The 17,114-nt window shown below is 55.5% G+C and carries 15 protein-coding genes and 6 tRNA genes; 2 read left to right on the forward strand and 19 right to left on the reverse strand.

Annotation, left to right across the window (positions count from 1 at the left end; genetic code table 11):
• Nucleotides 1–114: 114 nt before the first annotated feature.
• The 13 genes from rplL to HMPREF1556_RS05345 all read right to left on the reverse strand — a co-directional run bounded on the left by rplL (nt 115) and on the right by HMPREF1556_RS05345 (nt 5,355).
• Nucleotides 115–483, reverse strand: a complete 369-nt coding sequence (gene rplL, locus HMPREF1556_RS05285) for a 50S ribosomal protein L7/L12 (RefSeq protein ID WP_021667311.1) — start codon at nt 481–483, stop codon at nt 115–117.
• A gap of 56 nt (nt 484–539) precedes the next feature.
• On the reverse strand, nt 540–1,049 hold the full coding sequence (rplJ, locus tag HMPREF1556_RS05290; protein WP_021667312.1) for a 50S ribosomal protein L10: 510 nt from the start codon (nt 1,047–1,049) through the stop codon (nt 540–542).
• A 17-nt stretch (nt 1,050–1,066) separates the two neighbouring features.
• Nucleotides 1,067–1,762 (reverse strand): 50S ribosomal protein L1, encoded by a 696-nt coding sequence (gene rplA / locus HMPREF1556_RS05295; protein ID WP_021667313.1) that lies wholly within the window; start codon nt 1,760–1,762, stop codon nt 1,067–1,069.
• Nucleotides 1,763–1,773: 11 nt separating this feature from the next.
• Complete coding sequence (gene rplK, locus HMPREF1556_RS05300) at nt 1,774–2,214, reverse strand: 50S ribosomal protein L11 (RefSeq protein WP_005468463.1); 441 nt, start codon at nt 2,212–2,214, stop codon at nt 1,774–1,776.
• A 65-nt stretch (nt 2,215–2,279) separates the two neighbouring features.
• A complete protein-coding gene (gene nusG / locus HMPREF1556_RS05305; protein ID WP_021667314.1) occupies nt 2,280–2,831 on the reverse strand; it encodes a transcription termination/antitermination protein NusG in 552 nt (183 codons plus the stop codon).
• Between the two features lie 30 nt (nt 2,832–2,861).
• Nucleotides 2,862–3,068, reverse strand: coding sequence for a preprotein translocase subunit SecE (gene secE / locus HMPREF1556_RS05310; RefSeq protein ID WP_021667315.1), 207 nt, complete (start codon nt 3,066–3,068; stop codon nt 2,862–2,864).
• Between the two features lie 17 nt (nt 3,069–3,085).
• Nucleotides 3,086–3,158, reverse strand: a tRNA-Trp gene (locus HMPREF1556_RS05315).
• 69 nt (nt 3,159–3,227) lie between these two features.
• Nucleotides 3,228–4,415 carry an elongation factor Tu gene (gene tuf, locus HMPREF1556_RS05320; protein ID WP_021667316.1) on the reverse strand — a complete coding sequence of 396 codons (1,188 nt, stop codon included), beginning with the start codon at nt 4,413–4,415 and terminating at the stop codon, nt 3,228–3,230.
• A gap of 75 nt (nt 4,416–4,490) precedes the next feature.
• A tRNA-Thr gene (locus HMPREF1556_RS05325) sits at nt 4,491–4,562 on the reverse strand.
• Nucleotides 4,563–4,805: 243 nt separating this feature from the next.
• Nucleotides 4,806–4,878 (reverse strand) — tRNA-Phe (locus HMPREF1556_RS05330).
• A gap of 20 nt (nt 4,879–4,898) precedes the next feature.
• Nucleotides 4,899–4,988: transfer RNA gene (locus HMPREF1556_RS05335), tRNA-Ser, on the reverse strand.
• A 194-nt stretch (nt 4,989–5,182) separates the two neighbouring features.
• Nucleotides 5,183–5,258 (reverse strand) — tRNA-Lys (locus tag HMPREF1556_RS05340).
• A 24-nt stretch (nt 5,259–5,282) separates the two neighbouring features.
• Nucleotides 5,283–5,355 (reverse strand) — tRNA-Lys (locus HMPREF1556_RS05345).
• Between the two features lie 446 nt (nt 5,356–5,801).
• On the opposite strand from HMPREF1556_RS05345, the gene HMPREF1556_RS05350 reads away from it, so the two are divergent.
• A complete protein-coding gene (locus HMPREF1556_RS05350; RefSeq protein ID WP_021667318.1) occupies nt 5,802–6,431 on the forward strand; it encodes a viroplasmin family protein in 630 nt (209 codons plus the stop codon).
• Nucleotides 6,432–6,481: 50 nt separating this feature from the next.
• Complete coding sequence (locus tag HMPREF1556_RS05355; protein WP_021667319.1) at nt 6,482–7,840, forward strand: sodium:alanine symporter family protein; 1,359 nt, start codon at nt 6,482–6,484, stop codon at nt 7,838–7,840.
• 98 nt (nt 7,841–7,938) lie between these two features.
• Here HMPREF1556_RS05355 and HMPREF1556_RS05360 read toward each other — a convergent pair whose 3' ends face one another.
• From HMPREF1556_RS05360 to HMPREF1556_RS05385, 6 genes are all read right to left on the reverse strand, one after another.
• Nucleotides 7,939–8,718, reverse strand: coding sequence for an exonuclease domain-containing protein (locus HMPREF1556_RS05360; protein ID WP_021667320.1), 780 nt, complete (start codon nt 8,716–8,718; stop codon nt 7,939–7,941).
• An 8-nt stretch (nt 8,719–8,726) separates the two neighbouring features.
• Nucleotides 8,727–10,502, reverse strand: a complete 1,776-nt coding sequence (locus HMPREF1556_RS05365) for a bifunctional UDP-sugar hydrolase/5'-nucleotidase (protein ID WP_021667321.1) — start codon at nt 10,500–10,502, stop codon at nt 8,727–8,729.
• 10 nt (nt 10,503–10,512) lie between these two features.
• Complete coding sequence (metG, locus tag HMPREF1556_RS05370; protein ID WP_021667322.1) at nt 10,513–12,564, reverse strand: methionine--tRNA ligase; 2,052 nt, start codon at nt 12,562–12,564, stop codon at nt 10,513–10,515.
• A gap of 74 nt (nt 12,565–12,638) precedes the next feature.
• Nucleotides 12,639–13,673 carry a UDP-glucose 4-epimerase GalE gene (gene galE / locus HMPREF1556_RS05375; protein WP_021667323.1) on the reverse strand — a complete coding sequence of 345 codons (1,035 nt, stop codon included), beginning with the start codon at nt 13,671–13,673 and terminating at the stop codon, nt 12,639–12,641.
• 20 nt (nt 13,674–13,693) lie between these two features.
• A complete protein-coding gene (yihA, locus tag HMPREF1556_RS05380; protein WP_021667324.1) occupies nt 13,694–14,290 on the reverse strand; it encodes a ribosome biogenesis GTP-binding protein YihA/YsxC in 597 nt (198 codons plus the stop codon).
• Nucleotides 14,291–14,437: 147 nt separating this feature from the next.
• Nucleotides 14,438–16,972: a glycoside hydrolase N-terminal domain-containing protein gene (locus HMPREF1556_RS05385; protein ID WP_021667325.1), complete on the reverse strand. Its 2,535-nt coding sequence runs from the start codon at nt 16,970–16,972 to the stop codon at nt 14,438–14,440.
• Between the last annotated feature and the right edge of the window lie 142 nt (nt 16,973–17,114).

Genomic DNA, 17,114 nt, shown 5'->3' on the forward strand with positions numbered 1-17,114 from the left:
TTGATTCTTTGAATAAAAGGAGGGTTCGGGAATTATTAGACACGAAATGGTTAAGACCCCCCTCGTCGGGGGATCTTAACCATAATCACCTGATTAGAGGTGCTATAGGTGGGCTTACTTAAGTTCTACTTCAGCACCAGCTTCTTCAAGAGCCTTCTTGAGAGCTTCTGCAGTAGCCTTGTCTACGCCTTCCTTTACAGGAGCAGGAGCAGCATCTACGATGTCCTTAGCTTCCTTGAGCCCGAGACCGCAATGTTCCTTGACAGCCTTTACTACCTGGAGCTTAGCAGCGCCAGCGCTCTTGAGGATGACGTCGAAGGAAGTCTTTTCTTCTTCCTGAGCACCTTCAGCTGGGCCAGCTACGACAACAGCTGCGGCTGCTGGTTCGATTCCATACTCGTCCTTAAGGATAGCTGCAAGTTCGCTTACTTCCTTTACCGTCAGGTTTACAAGCTGCTCGGCAATTGCTTTGATATCTGCCATGTCGATTAGTTATTTCTTTAGTTTTTATTCTTGTTTTCGGGATAGTGGGGACGCTCTTATTCAGCAGCGACTTCTGCCTCCTTGCTGTCCTTGTTTTCAAGGGCGGAGACAACGTTGCGGATAGGAGACTGGAGGAGAGCCACGACGTCTGCGATGAGCTCTTCCTTGCTCTTGATAGAGACAAGCTCAGCAAGCTGATCGGGACCGTAGAAGCCAGTCTCAGCATAAGCTGCCTTGAGACGAAGCTTCGACTCTTCCTTCTTGTCCTTAGCGAAGTCCTTGATGATCTTAGCAGGAGCGTTGGCTACCGTGGTAAACATGATAGCGGTATTCCCCTTGAGCGCTGCGTACAGCGTAGCGAAGTCCGTTTCAGACTCGGAGAGAGCTCTACGCAGAAGGGTGTTCTTCGCTACAACGAGACGGATACCCCCCTTGTTACAAGCACGACGGAGCTGAGCAGTCTTAGCTGCGTCCAGACCTTCGATGTTCGTCAGGTAGAAGTGTGGGTACTCGTTGAGGTAGCCCTTGAGCTGCTCTACGACGGTGCCTTTATTTTCCTTTCTCATGATTTCTTCCTGGGTTATTATTCTTCTACTGACTTAGGATCGATCTTGATACTTGGGCTCATCGTGCTAGAGAGGTAGATGCTCTTGACATACGTACCCTTAGCAGCGGATGGCTTGAGGCGGAGGAGCGTCGTGATGATCTCGTTGGCATTATCATAGATCTGATCTACCGAGAAGGAGACCTTACCGATGGAGGTGTGTACGATACCCGTCTTGTCTACCTTGAAGTCGATCTTACCAGACTTCACTTCCTTGACAGCAGCAGCGATGTCATTGGTCACCGTACCGCTCTTAGGGTTAGGCATGAGGCCACGAGGACCGAGGACACGACCGAGGGCACCGATCTTACCCATGATAGCGGGCATGGTGATGATGACATCGATTTCGGTCCAGCCACCACGGATCTTCTCGATATACTCATCGAGACCTACGTAGTCTGCGCCAGCAGCCTGAGCTTCGGCTTCCTTGTCAGGAGTACAGAGTGCAAGCACACGCACCTGCTTACCCGTACCATGAGGGAGGGTGACGACGCCACGAACCATCTGATTTGCCTTGCGAGGATCGACGCCGAGACGAACGTCTACATCCACAGATGCGTCGAACTTGGTGTCGGTGATTTCCTTGACCAGAGCCGAAGCTTCGCGGAGTGAGTAGATCTTCCCGGGCTCGATCTTGCTAAAAGCGATCTTTTGCTTTTTCGTAAGTTTACTCATCTTTCTATTGATTAGTTACCGGGAAATTCGCCCTTTACAGTGATACCCATGCTACGAGCCGTACCAGCTACGATCTTCATCGCAGCTTCTACAGTGAAGCAGTTGAGGTCGACAATCTTATCCTGTGCAATCGCGCGGACCTGATCCCACGTCAGTTCAGCGACCTTGTTACGGTTAGGCTGAGCAGAGCCCGACTTGAGCTTTGCTACTTCCTTGAGCTGTACTGCCACGGGAGGAGTCTTGACGATGAAATCAAAAGACTTATCGGCATAGTAGGTGATCACTACAGGGAGGACCTTACCAGCCTGGTCTTGAGTTCTGGCATTGAATTGCTTGCAAAACTCCATTATATTGATCCCCTTAGCACCCAGAGCAGGCCCTACGGGAGGTGAGGGGTTTGCAGCCCCACCCTTAATTTGCAATTTTAGTTGTCCAGCAACTTCCTTAGCCATTGTCTTGAATCTTAAGTGTTATACACTGGAAAATAGGTGACTGGGAGCGACCTTGCGTAACCAAGTTACTCCTTGACCACCTGCGAATAATTGAGCTCCAGCGGAGTCTTGCGCCCAAACATCTTCACCATCACGCGAAGCTTCTGCTTCTCTGGGGTCACCTCCTCGACGCTAGCTTCGTAGTTAGCGAAAGCTCCATCGATGATACGTACCACGTCGCCCACGAAGAGCTCCATGTCGTAGACACCATCGGAGTCAGCCATCTGGTCAGCACGACCGAGGATGCGCTCCACTTCGCTTCTCTTGAGCGGCTCGGGTTCACCTCCCTTGTTCGCTCCGAGGAAGCCGATGACGTTAGGCATATTGCGTAGCGTATGGGCTACATCACCGAGTAATGCAGCCTCTACGAGCACATAGCCTGGCAGATAAGGACGCTCCTTGATGACCTTCTTACCACCTCGCTGAGTAACGATCTTCTCTGTAGGGATGACTACCTGGGAGACGTACTGACCAAGATTAGTATTCTTCATCTCTGCCTCCAGGAGCTCACGCACCTTAGCCTCCTTGCCACTGACGGCACGGAGTACATAGAATCTCTTTTCTGCTACTTCAGTCATGATAGAGGGTAATCAAAGCAGAGCTTATCTCTAAGCTCCGATATAGCTATACACAAAGTTCAGGATCGACTCGAACGTCTTGTCCATCCCTAAAACGACTAGAGCGATGATGAGGGAAGCAACCATCACCACCACAGCGCTATTGGTGAGCTCTGAGCTCGTAGGCCAGGACACCTTCTGTGTAAGCTCGACATACGAGGCGTTGAAAGCGCCCCCTATTCTCTTTATGAAACTCATTATCGTCTTTTATTTTGCACGGGTTGAGAGACTCGAACTCCCGACACCTGGTTTTGGAGACCAGTGCTCTACCAACTGAGCTAAACCCGTAGGAAGAGGGGATAGACAGGGACGAGGCGTCTCGTCTATCCCCTACTTAAAGAGTGGACTATCTGATGATTAGTCGAGGATCTCGGTGATCTGACCAGAACCTACCGTACGACCACCTTCACGGATAGCGAAGCGCAGACCTACGTTGCAAGCTACTGGGTAGATGAGGTCGACGAGGATCTCAACGTTGTCACCAGGCATCACCATTTCTACACCTTCGGGGAGAGTGATCTCACCAGTTACGTCGAGCGTACGGATGTAGAACTGTGGACGATACTTGTTGTGGAAAGGAGTGTGGCGACCACCTTCTTCCTTCTTCAGGACGTAGACAGAAGCCTTGAAGCGAGAGTGGGGCTTTACCTGACCAGGCTTAGCGATGACCATACCACGCTTGATTTCGTTCTTGTCGATACCACGGAGGAGGAGACCGACATTGTCACCAGCCTGACCTTCGTCGAGGATCTTACGGAACATTTCGACACCCGTTACGACAGACTTAAGACCATCTGCACCGAGACCGATGATCTGGACTTCGTCACCCGTGTGGATGACACCCGTTTCGATACGACCGGTAGCGACGGTACCACGACCCGTGATAGAGAAGACGTCTTCGACAGGCATGAGGAAGGGCTTATCGATATCACGTGGAGGCAGTGGGATCCAGGTGTCGACAGCGTCCATCAGTTCCATGACCTTATCTTCCCACTGAGGTTCCCCGTTGAGGGCACCGAGGGCAGAACCACGGATGACAGGCGTGTTGTCGCCGTCGAAGTCGTAGCTGGAGAGGAGCTCGCGCATGTCCATTTCTACGAGTTCGAGCATCTCTTCGTCGTCAACCATGTCACACTTGTTCATGAAGATGACGAGACGAGGTACGTTCACCTGACGAGCCAGCAGTACGTGCTCACGAGTCTGGGGCATAGGACCATCGGTAGCAGCTACTACGATGATAGCACCGTCCATCTGAGCAGCACCCGTGACCATGTTCTTCACATAGTCGGCGTGGCCTGGGCAGTCGACGTGAGCATAGTGACGGTTAGCCGTCTCGTACTCAACGTGCGAGGTGTTGATCGTGATACCACGTTCCTTTTCTTCAGGAGCATTGTCGATGGAGTCGAACGAGCGGAGTTCAGAGAGACCCTTCTTAGCAAGCACCGTCGTGATTGCTGCGGTAAGGGTCGTCTTACCGTGGTCGACGTGACCGATCGTACCAATATTTACGTGTGGTTTCGATCTGTTAAATGTTTCTTTAGCCATAACTAAAATTATCTATTCTTAAGAAATACTTCTATTGTTGTGCTGAGTTGCGTATCTCTACGTCGACCACCAGTGAGCCGATGCCGGGACTTGAACCCGGGACCTCTTCCTTACCAAGGAAGTGCTCTACCGCTGAGCTACATTGGCTTGTTTATCTACGTATGCGGGGGAAGACGCCTCTTCCATCCTTTAAGCGAGAGCTTTAAGTAGGGGGCTCTCCTCTAATTCGGTTGCAAATATACTACATTTTTCGAATGTGCCAAAACTTCCCAGCTCTAGCTCCACTCCCGTAGCATCTATCGCTCGACGAAAGCAACACCGAAGCATTCCCTTGAGAAAGCGATGAAGGAGGATTACTTGCTTATGCTTAGTAACCCTCCTTCGTCTTTGTGGTGCCACCAGGAATCGAACCGGGGACACAAGGATTTTCAGTCCTTTGCTCTACCAACTGAGCTATGGCACCATCGCAATGTTTGCAATCCGTGGCGGAAGCGACGAGATTCGAACTCGTGGTACGGTTGCCCGTACGGCAGTTTAGCAAACTGCTGGTTTCAGCCACTCACCCACACTTCCTTTCGCTTCGCAGCTCTCGAATTGCGATGCAAAGATAGTACACATATTTCATTCCACCAAATCTTAGCGTAAGAAGTGAAGAAATTTCTTCACTCTTAGGGAACGACACGTACCGAAGGAGGCACCCTATACCATATATAAGGGCGAGGGTAAAAAGCGACGAGCCTTGATCCGAAGATCAAGGCTCGTCTTACTGGTGACCCCGGTGAGGCTCGAACTCACGACCCAGTGATTAAGAGTCACTTGCTCTACCAACTGAGCTACAGAGTCATCGTGTAAAACTATGAAAGTGTGTGACCCCGGTGAGGCTCGAACTCACGACCCAGTGATTAAGAGTCACTTGCTCTACCAACTGAGCTACAGAGTCATTTTAATCAACACGCTCGCCTTGGTGAACGAGCTCTTTCATAATTTTCGGGTGCAAAGATAATACAGTAATTCCATTCCTGCAAATCGGTGCATAAATTCCTCGGTCAATAGATCAAAATTTCGCCCCTCCACCAGCCCGCTTCTGGAGCGCCTTCCCGAGGGGTAAAAAACGACCTACGGTAGGTCGTCGAAAAAACATACAGTAGGTCGTGATGACGACCCACGGTAGGTCGCAGAGACGACCTACCGTGGGTCGTTTTTGCGGGGTGCCGAAGGGAGGCGCTTTCTCCTAGGGTCTGCACCCTACAAACCCTAGGGAAATCAGCGAGAGGAGAAACCGAGGCTTTGTCGTATCTTTACCCGTCCTTCTTGACAAGCTGGGCGCATCGATATTTTCCCTCCCCCACCCCGTGGCGGGAGCTTCATCATCCCTCAAGCAAGCCAATGGCACAAAAACGAAAGTGGTACGTCGTCTGGGCTGGTCACGAGCCAGGAGTCTATGAGACTTGGGTCGAATGCCAGCGCCAAACCCAAGGATACCCTTCCCCCGTCTTCAAGTCCTTCGAGAGCCACAGCGATGCGCTCCGAGCCTATGAGGAAGGAGCGCAGGGCTTCACCCGACGCCACCGAGCTCCCTCGGGGATGGAGTGCACCACCGAGGTGCCTATCGAGGAAGCCATCGTAGTCGATGCCGCCTGCTCGGGCAATCCGGGCGTGATGGAGTACCGAGGCGTCTACCTCCCCTCCCGCAGTACGATCTTCGAGATGGGCCCCTTCCCTAAGGGGACGAACAACATCGGCGAATTCCTGGCCATTGTGCATGCTCTGGCACTCATCCAGCAGAGGGGACTCAGCCAACTCGTCGTCTATTCCGATAGCCAGATCGCCCTGACGTGGGTGCGCAAGAAGCGGTGTAAGACCCTACTGGAGCGCACGAGCGAGACGGCCCCCCTCTTCGACCTCATTGACCGAGCCGAGCGGTGGCTTCAGACCCATGCCTACACGACCCCCATATATAAATGGGATACGGTGCACTGGGGGGAGATCCCCGCAGACTACGGACGCAAAGGCTAAACCATAATACACAATACCCCTTACTCTAACTCACAAAACTCACGCACTCTATGGATGTACTAGGACTAGTCAAAGCATTCAACGAGATCCTCTGGAACAGCTTCCTGATGTACGCCCTCCTCGGCGTCGGCATCTTCTACACCATCTACCTCGGCTTCCCCCAGATCCGCCACTTCAACCTAGCGATGAAGTACGCCTTTGGCCCTGCCTTCCAGCGCAAGAAGGACGGGGAGGAGAAGTCGAAAGTCAACTCCTTCCAAGCACTGGCCACTGCCGTAGCTGCCCAAGTAGGTACGGGCAACGTGGCAGGCGTCGCCACCGCTATCTCCATGGGTGGCGTCGGGTCGGTCTTCTGGATGTGGGTCTCAGCGATCCTCGGCATGGGGACGATCTTCTCCGAAGCCGTCCTAGCTCAGAAGTACCGAGAGGTACGCCCTGGTGGCGCTATCGGTGGACCTGCCTTCTATATCCGTGAGGGCCTTGGGTCTCGATGGCTTGCCCTCTTCTTCTCCATCGCCTTCATCACCTACATCGGCTTCACGGGAAGTATGGTCCAGGCCAACTCGATCACGGTAGCGCTGACGACGGCCTTCCCCATCGAGCCGTGGGTCATCGGCGTGGGTATCGCCCTCGTCGTCGGGATCGTCATCATCGGAGGTCAGAGACGTATCACCTCCGTCGCTGAGCTCGTCGTGCCCTTCATGGCTATAGCCTATATCCTGGGATCGCTGATCATCATGGTGCTCTACTACGATGCGATCCCCCACGTCTTCGGGGAGATCTTCAGCGAAGCCTTCTCTACGAAGGCAGCCGCTGGTGGCGCAGCTGGGATGGCGATCAAGTATGCCATCCGCTACGGGGTAGCCCGTGGGCTCTTCTCCAACGAAGCAGGGATGGGGACGTCTCCCCACGCTCACGCCATGGCCGAAGTCAAGGATCCAGCGATGCAGGGCTTCGTAGCGATGTCGGGCGTCTTCATCACCCTCCTCATCTGTACCTCTACGGCGCTGGTGATCCTGCTGACGGGCGTACACACCCGGAGCGGGCTAGAGTCTACAGCGATCACGCAGGAGGCCTTCGATATGGTCTTCGGGAAGGTGGGGATCATCTTCCTACAGGTAAGTATCTTCTTCTTCGCCTTCACCACCATCATCGGGAACTATATCTTCGGTGAGATGAACGTACGCTCCCTCTTCGGCAAGGTCGGCGTATATATCTTCCGGGCGATCGTCGTGGGTTCGGTCTTCGTAGGAGCGATCTTTGCCGTGACCTTCGTCTGGGAGATCACCGACACCGTCACGGGGCTGATGACCATCCCCAACATCATCGCCCTGATCATCCTCGCCCCACAGACCAAGGCAGCCTACAAGAAGTTCCTCAAGCGTCGCTCCGATGGCGAACTTGACTAAGGAGCTATTCATCCGACAAAAGCCCAGCGGGCATTCCACCTCGGAGTGGGATGCCCGCTGGGCTTTTGGTACACCGTAGTAGACGGGCAGGATGCAGGCTAGATGACGAGTTGCCTCAGGCATGCAGCGCAAAGGCGAACATCCCGAAGTCCCTTCTGACGGAAGCGAATGGAGACCTCGGGCTGATGCAGGTAGAGGTAACCAAAGAGTTCGCTGAGCTTCGGGTAAAGCGCTTCGCCCGTGTCACGGCGCTTGAAGCCTAGGACTCGCCCCCGCTCCATCGTGCAGAGCGTGGGAAGGGACTCAAGCGACGCCGTAGGAAGGCCTACTGCCGAGAGCTCCGAGCGAACGAGTGTGCGGTGGAAGCGGACATTGTGCGCTACGAGGATCTTCACCCTGCTGACCGCTTGGAGGAAACGGTGGAGGGCGAGGCGAAGCTCCTCCCCTTCCTGCTCCATCTCTTCGGTCGTGATCCCATGCAGGCTCGTAGCCTCTTCGGTGATCGGTGCCGCGCGACGGATGAGATGCGTCTCCTCCGAGAGACAGGCTCCCATAGCGTCAAGCACCTGCCACGAGAGGAGGATCAGGGGCGAAGGCTCTACATCGTCCCCCACTTCCTCCTCGTGGAGTACGTCCAGGGTCTCCGTATCGAAGACGAGGTAATGAGGGGGAGCTTCTGGAGAAGCCTTACAGTCGAAGAGCGGGGAACTATCGACATCGACCTCCACGAGGACAGGGGTACCCCGTCCTCGTGGAGGTCGATAGCTATGAGCCGAGCGGACTAAGTCCGTACGGCGCTGAAGTCCCCACCTCAGCAAGAGCTGCACCAGCACCAGAGCTAGGGGAAGGAGCAGTAGGAGAAGTGGGGCAAGGCGCATAGTTCAGCCTACTTCTTAGGGAAGAGGAAGGATCGGCTACGCTCAGCCCCTTCCTTAGCCCACTCCTCTGGGAGGATGCACCAGTTCTTAGGATCTACGGGACGCACTGACCCGTGGCGACGGAAGAATTCCGCTAGGTAGTACGTCTGGTCATGCGAGGTAGCTCCGACGATGCGCTTAGGGAGATCTTCCTTGGGGATGCCCGCTCCCTGCGTCAGCATACCACCAGCACCGCCTGCTCGGTAGGAATTGACAGCGACCCGGTACTTACGCTCTAGGTCGAAGGGCTCACTATGCCCTGTGAGACGCAGGATGGTCACACGCTGTCCCTCGGGCTTCGTCAGGTCTACGACATAGTCGATCCCCTGGGCTGCACTATAGTTGTAGGGTGGGACGAAGGTCTTGTACTTGTCGGTGGACTTAGCTCCTGGACGGAGGCGAATGAGGGAATCCCCTGCAGAGGTCATCCCATTCATCCACCCTGCATAGGAGTGCTCCAGATAGCCACGTAGCTCATGCCCGGTTAGCTCCATCGCATAGAGGAAGTTCGAGAAGGGGCAGAACTTAAACAGGTCACGTATGTAGACCTTCCCAGCAGGGAGTACGGCCGAGGGCTTCAGTGGTGCGGCCAGCGACACCTCGGCATCGATCGCCTCCAGCTGCATGCGGTGGATGACGTCCATGTAGGGGCTCGTACCGAAGAGTGCATCTTGACCTCTGACTTCGCCCTCCAGTACTCCGACCTCACTGGATACGTACTCCTTCACCGCAGCTTCCTCTCGGGCGAAGTGCCTTAGGAAGGCTGGATCGGGCTCTACCTCATCTAGTGAGATGAACGAAGGAGATAGGGTCTTCTCGATGACCTTGTCCCCTTGCTTGCGGACGGTGATCTTAATATCGGCGACTCGCTCCAGATGGTTGGCAGGGTTGATGAGGAGTACTGAGTCGGTACGGCCCTCTGGGCGTATCCATTCGAGCTCCTGACGGTGGTCGTGCCCGATCAAGAACAGGTCGATACCTAAGGGACGATTAGCTAGTGCCCGCCCTGCATTCTCTAGGTAATCGGGATTATCGTTCTCTAGTCCGGAGTGCATCAGCACGACCAGGAGGTCAGGCTTCTCCTTCTGCTGAATGAAGGGCACCCAGTAGTCAGCAGACTTCAGAATATCATCGAAGCTAAGGCCTTCCCACAGATGTGCAGGCACCCACTGCGGGATGGCTGGCGTGGTGAAGCCAAGGACGGCGACACGGAGACCTGCACGGGTGAAGACATGGTAGGGCTTGAAGTACGGCTTCCCAGTCTTCTCTGAAATGATATTGGCAGCGATGAGGGGGAACTTACATTCCTTTGCCCACTTGTCAAAGACGCTGTGCCCAGGCTCGATGTCGTGATTCCCCATGGCGACGGCATCGTAGCCGAGGTAGTTCATCGCCGAAGAGACGATGTGGGGCGAGAGCGTATCTACATAGTTGTAGAAGTAGGTCGGTGGCTCTCCCTGCAGGAGGTCACCGGCATCCAGTAGGAGTGTCTCTGGGTCGGTACGGCGAATCTCACGCAGTACCGTCGAGAGGCGAGACATGCTCCCCGTCCCTGCTCGGTCATTGAGGAAGTCATAGGGGAAGATATTCCCGTGGACATCCGTCGTATGTAGGATACGCAGATGATGCTGGGTAGTGGGGGGTACCTTCTTCTGGGCGTAGAGCGTGGCACCCGTAAGGGCAAAAAGAAGCATCCCCACCCACAGGACGGGGCGGAGGATGCTGGTGATACGAGTTGGATTCATAGATGAGCGGTTACTTGACTTCACTCCCAGGGGTGATGGGACCTGAGGGAGAGATGACACGTAGCTGACCTGTAGCGAGGTCTTCAGCAGAGAGGATCATCCCCTGCGATTCGATCCCTCGAAGCTTGCGAGGAGGTAGGTTAGCGATGAAGCAGACCTGCTTGCCGACGAGCCCCTCAGGGGTATAGTGCTGAGCGATCCCCGAGAGGATGGTTCGCCCACCAAGACCATCGTCCAGACGGAACTGAAGGAGCTTATCAGCCTTGGGCACCTTCGTACACTCAAGGACAGTCCCGACACGGATATCGAGCTTGGTGAAGTCCTCGAAGGTAATATCGGGAGCTACGGCAGCAGCCTTCGCTTCGGTAGCCTCGGCAGCTTCGTTAGCTACCTTGGTAGCCTCAAGCTTGGCTATCTGAGCTTCGATGACTTCGTCCTCGATCTTCTCGAAGAGGAGGCTCGACTTACCCAGCTGGTGTCCTACAGGGAGGAGGTCGGAGCGCCCTAGATCCGTCCAAGCGGGAAGAGCGATCTGAAGCATCCCGAGGAGCTTGTCGCTACTCTGAGGGAGGAAGGGCGCGAAGGCGATAGCTAGATTAGCCGTGATCTGCAGGGAAAGGTTGAGGATCGTAGCCACACGGGGCATATCCGTCTTAGCGAGCTTCCAAGGCTCGGTATCGGCGAGGTACTTATTCCCCAGACGAGCCAGGTTCATCGCTTCCTTCAGAGCCTCACGGAAGTGGAAGCTATCGAGCTCCTTCTCAATCGAAGCACGTACTGTACTAAGTTCAGCCAGCGTCTCACGATCGAAGTCGGTCAGTTCACCTAGGGCAGGTACCTTACCGTCGAAGTACTTCTCGGTGAGGACCAGCGCACGATTGACGAAATTACCGAAGACAGCGACGAGCTCATTGTTATTGCGTGCTTGGAAGTCCTTCCACGTAAAGTCATTGTCCTTGGTCTCGGGAGCGTTGGCCGTGAGCACATAGCGAAGGACATCCTGCTTACCGGGGAGATCCTCTAGATACTCATTGAGCCAGACGGCCCAGTTGCGGGAGGTAGAGATCTTGTCCCCTTCGAGGTTGAGGAACTCATTAGCAGGGACATTCTCGGGCAGGATGTACGAACCTTCGGCACGAAGCATCGCAGGGAAGACGATGCAGTGGAAGACGATGTTGTCCTTACCGATGAAGTGCAGGAGGCGGGTATCTTCGCTCTTCCACCACTTCTCCCAGCTATCGGGGAGTAGCTCCTTAGTGTTGGAGATGTAGCCAATAGGCGCATCGAACCATACGTAGAGCACCTTACCCTCTGCGCCCTCTACAGGCACGGGGATACCCCAGTCGAGGTCACGGCTCACGGCACGAGGCTGGAGCCCTCCGTCGAGCCAACTCTTACACTGCCCGTAGACATTGGTCTTCCATTCCTTGTGCCCCTCGAGTATCCATTCACGCAGGAAGGCCTCATGCTTATCAAGCGGGAGGTACCAGTGCTTCGTCTTGCGAAGCTCCGGTGTTGCCCCTGAGATAGCACTCTTGGGATGGATGAGGTCGGTAGGGTTGAGCGTCGATCCGCAGTGCTCACACTGGTCTCCGTAGGCACGCTCATACTGACAGCGAGGGCACGTACCCGTGATGTAGCGGTCTGCGAGGAACTGCTTCGCCTCGGGATCGTAGTACTGCTCGCTCTCCTCCTCAATGAAGCCCCCCTTGTCATAGATCGTACGGAAGATCGCAGAGGCATGCTCCCGGTGCGTAGCACTCGTCGTACGTCCGTAGATATCAAAGGTGATCCCGAAGTCTGCGAAGGACTTGCGGATGATAGCATCGTAGCGGTCTACGACGTCCTGGGGGCTGATGCCCTCCTTCTTTGCCTTGATGGTGACGGGGACGCCATGCTCATCACTCCCACAGACGAAGAGTACCTCTTCGCCCTTGAGACGCAGGTAGCGAGCATAGATATCGGAGGGTATGTAGACGCCGGCGAGGTGCCCGATGTGCACGGGGCCGTTGGCATAGGGCAGGGCGGCGGTGATGAGGGTACGCTTGAAGTTCTTCTTCATCCAGTCTATCTGTATCTATAAAATGAAAGGGAAGGGTAAGGCTGATGCCCTACCCCTCTCCTTACTTGGTAGTATTACTTATCCTTCTCGATGAGGTGCTGCTGCCAGGCCCATGCCGAGCGCAGGGTATCTGCTAGGGATTCCTTAGCCTCCCAGCCGAGGACGGTGTTGGCCTTCGTTGGGTCAGCCCAGACCTTCTCTATATCACCTTCACGACGGCCGACGATCTTGTGAGGCACCTTGACCCCAGTGACAGCTTCGAAGGTACGGATCAGTTCCAGCACACTGACACCACGACCGGTACCGATGTTGAAGGTCTCTAGAGGTTCGGCTCCGGAGTGCTCATCGAGCATACGTTCGATCGCCACGACGTGTGCCTTCGCTAGGTCTACCACATTGATGTAGTCACGTATGCAAGAGCCGTCGGGTGTGTTGTAGTCATCACCGAAGACGCTCAGTTGCTGGCGTAGGCCTGCGGCGGTCTGCGTCAGGTAGGGGATGAGGTTCTGAGGTACGCCATTGGGTAGCTCACCGATGAGCGCCGATGGGTGGGCACCGATGGGGTTGAAGTAGCGCAGACGGATGACCTTGTAGGGGACGCCGGCATAGACCACGTCGCTGAGGATCTCTTCGTTGATCTGCTTGGTATTGCCGTAGGGTGAGAGGGCGACCTGGATAGGAGCCTCTTCGGTCACGGGCAAGATCTCTGGCTGACCGTAGACGGTACAGGAGGAGGAGAAGACGATCCCCTTCGTACCATGACGTTGCATAGCCTCCAGTAGGACGATGAGCGAGAGGAGGTTGTTCTTATAGTAATGGAGTGGCTTGTGCACGGACTCACCTACAGCCTTGCTCGCTGCGAAGTGAATAACCCCCTGGATCCCGGGGTGTGTCTTGAAGATGTGCTCGATGACCGCCTCGTCGTTGCAATCTGCTTCGTAGAAGATCGGGCGAATACCCGTAATTGCCTCGATCCCATCGAGGACTTCGATGTTGGAGTTGGAGAGGTTATCGATGCTGATGACTTGGTAGCCTGCTTGGATAAGCTCTACCGTGGTATGGGAGCCGATGTAGCCGGTACCACCTGTTACGAGAATGATTCCTTTCATGATCTTCTTTGAGTGATCTATTATAGGGTAGTGTTAATGCCTTCGATGTAGCTAAGCAGTTCGTCCCGCCCGAGCTGTTGCTCCGAAGAGGTGACGAAGATCGGGGGGAGCTCCTCCCATTCCTCTAGGAGGCGAGCTTTGTAGGCTTCGAGGTTCGCTGCGAGACGCCCCTTAGTGAGCTTATCGGCCTTCGTGAAAACGAGGGCAAAGGGTACACCCTCCTCTCCCAGCCATTGGATGAACTCTAAGTCGATCTTCTGTGGCTCATGACGGGAGTCAACGAGTACGAAGAGACAGACGAGCTCCTTCCGCTCCAGCGTATAGTCCTCGATCATCGTCTTGAGCTTCTCTCTGCCGTCCTTGCTTAGGCGGGCGTAGCCGTAGCCGGGCAGGTCCACCAGGTACCAAGCCCCGTTGATAATGAAGTGATTGATGAGCTGGGTCTTCCCTGGCTTCTGCGAGGTCATCGCCAGACCTTTCTTCCCCGTGAGCATATTGATCAGGGAGGACTTCCCCACATTGGAGCGCCCGATGAAGGCATATTCAGGTAGACCCGTCGTGGGGCACTTGCTGACCTGACTATTGCTGATGACGAACTCTGCCGACTTGATGACCATAAGCTACTGACTATACGATAGGATGCACAAAGATAAGGCTTCGGAGGCAAATAGCCTCCGAAGCCTTTTTTGACGTCATGCTGATAGGTGAAAATTGCGACCTATAGTGGATCGCTAAAACGACCTACTGTAGGTTTTTTCGGCGACCTACCGTAGATCTCTTTTTGAGGCCTTCTTGACGACCTCCAGACGGTCGCCTGCCTTCAGCTGGGGAAGGTACAGACGCCCCGCACGGAGAAGCGCCTTCACAAACAGCGCACGACCATTGAGGCGAAGCTCATAGCCCTGCCCCGCCTCGGGTAGGAGAAGGACGTGGCGGTAGGGACTTCCCGCTACGAGCTCCAGACGCTCAAGCTCCCCTTCTCTCCAAGCAAGGGAGCAGACAGCATTCCCCACGACACGTAGGCCCTCGATCTGACCCGTCTGCCATGCCTTCGGTAGGGCAGGTAGTGGATGAAGGACGCCCGCCTCACTGCTGAGGAGCATCTCCATGATCCCTGAAGCGCCACCGAAGTTACCATCGATCTGGAAGGGAGGGTGCGAACTGAAGAGGTTGGGATGTGTACCGCTTCCATAGGGATGGTTCGTCTTGGGATCAATGGCCCCCACAGGGCGAAGGAGCATATTCAGTACGTCATACGCCCCCGAAGCGTCCCCGAGGCGAGCCTGGAAATTCACCTTCCAGCCCATCGACCAGCTAGTACTGCTCGAGCCACGAGCCTCCAGGGTCTTCCGTGCCCCTTCAGCGAGCTCAGGCGTCCCACTCGGTGTGATCTCACTGGCGGGGAAGAGCCCATAGAGATGGGAGACGTGACGGTGGTGCGGGTCGACTTCCTTGAAGTCTTCCATCCACTCCATGATGCGCCCGTCGGGGCCAAGCGTCGTAGGCTTCAGCGAGCGAAGAGCCGTAGCAAGGCTGTCGACGAAGGTGCGGTCTCGCTTGAGCAGGAGCGCTGCCTCACGGGTATTAGTGAAGAGCTCTCGGAGGATCTGATTATCCATGGTCGAGCCCGCAGCGACTGCTACCTCCTGCCCCTCAGGGGTGTAGTAGCTATTCTCAGGTGAAGTGGTCGGTACATTGACCAGGTACTGAGTCTTCGGATCTCGGACGAGGGTCGTGAGGAAGAAGCGAGCAGCGCCCTGCATCACGGGATAGATTCGCTCGAGATAAGTCCGATCTTGGCTGTAGCGGTAGTGGTTGAAGAGGTGCTCACAGAGCCAAGCTGCGGAGGTATTCGTAGCGCCCCAACTGGGGTGCTCCCCAGGGGCGGTGAACTGCCACACATTGCCCAGCACGTGCGTCACCCAGCCCTTAGCGCCGTAGAAGGTGCGGGCGGTCTTCTCTCCCGAGGGGACGATACTCTCGATCCAGTCGGTCAGCGGACTGACGGTCTCGGGGAGGGCTCCCTTCTCTGCAGGCCAATAGTTCATCTGCAGGTTGATATTCAGATGATAGTCGCCGTTCCATGGAGCTTGGATCATCTCTGTCCAGAGGCCTTGCAGGTTGGGTGGTAGAGCTCCAGGACGGGTGCTGGAGAGGAGGAGGTAGCGCCCCAGCTGGAGGTAGAGACTCGCTAAGGCAGGGTCTGCCTCAGGGTGCTCGTGGTAAGCCGTGAGGCGCTGATCAATGGGAAGACCCAGGCGAGAAGCATCCCCGCCATCGAGGTGGATCTTCACCCGATCCATATGAGCGGAGAACTGGCGCTTATGCTCTTCGAAGAGCTTCGACTCACCACCGAGAGCTTCAGCTTCGAGGAGTTGCTCCACGCCGAGGGCTACGAGTCCAGCACGCTTATTATAGTAGTTGGTATTGTGTGCGATGTAGAGGTCGACCTGAGGCGCATCGACGATGAGCAGTTCGCTCTCACGAGCGATAAGCTTCCCTCCTTGGGGTAGGATGGGGCGCACGACGATGGCGTAGCGAAGACCCTTGCCCCCACGCCCGTCGGGGAGCTGACCGGTAAGCATGAGATAGCCCGCCCCCACACGAGAGCGCCCGTGCTCGGGTCGGTCAAGGGTGAGGCGAAGGGTATCACGTCTGGACTCATCGCTGTGGTTGGTGAGACTCACCACCTGCACGTCCCGCCCGAAGGCGCTGTAGAGGCGCTTGGTGCGATAGGGCTGAGCACCGACGTCGAAGGTCTCCTCACTCACCCCTTCGGTGAGACTGAGGCTTCGGCGGTAGCGACTAGGCGAAGGCGCCTTCCCCCACCCTAGTCGAAGGAAGCCCCCGACTTGGTAGCTTCCATAGGGGACATTCGCCCCATTACCTCGGCCACTCCCCTCTCCTCCACAGACGAAGGTGCGGTAGATAAGATCTTCGGCCTCCTTGGGCTTGCCTGAGAGGAGAAGCTGACGGATGGCGGGGAGGTGCTTGACAGCTTCGGGATTCCATGCGGTCGAATCCACCGAACCGCTCCACATCGAACTCTCGTTGAGCGTGATCGTTTGGGTCTGAATCCCGCCGTCGGAGAGCATCCCGAGGCGTCCATTGCCCAAGGGAAGCGCCTCCATCATATCCCGAGCAGGACGATCGAAGAAGTATGTGAATGCCCGTCGGTAGGCGCTATCGGGACGAAGGGTGAGCTTCGTCCGAAGGGCAGAAGTCGAGCTAGCGAAGAGTTCGCCACTAAGCAGGAGCGCCACGGGCAGAGCCCAGCGCAAGGAAGTCATGAATCGCATCTCAATAGCTTAATATGTATGGGGGCAAAGATACGGCAATTCATGTGCCCCGCCGAAGGAGGTTCACCCGCCCTCAACCTATGCGGTAGCGACAGGTCTATCGGAAGGGGAAAAAACGACCTACCGTAGGTCGTCGAAAAAA

Source organism: Porphyromonas sp. oral taxon 278 str. W7784 (assembly GCF_000467855.2).
Classification (GTDB): Bacteria; Bacteroidota; Bacteroidia; order Bacteroidales; family Porphyromonadaceae; genus Porphyromonas.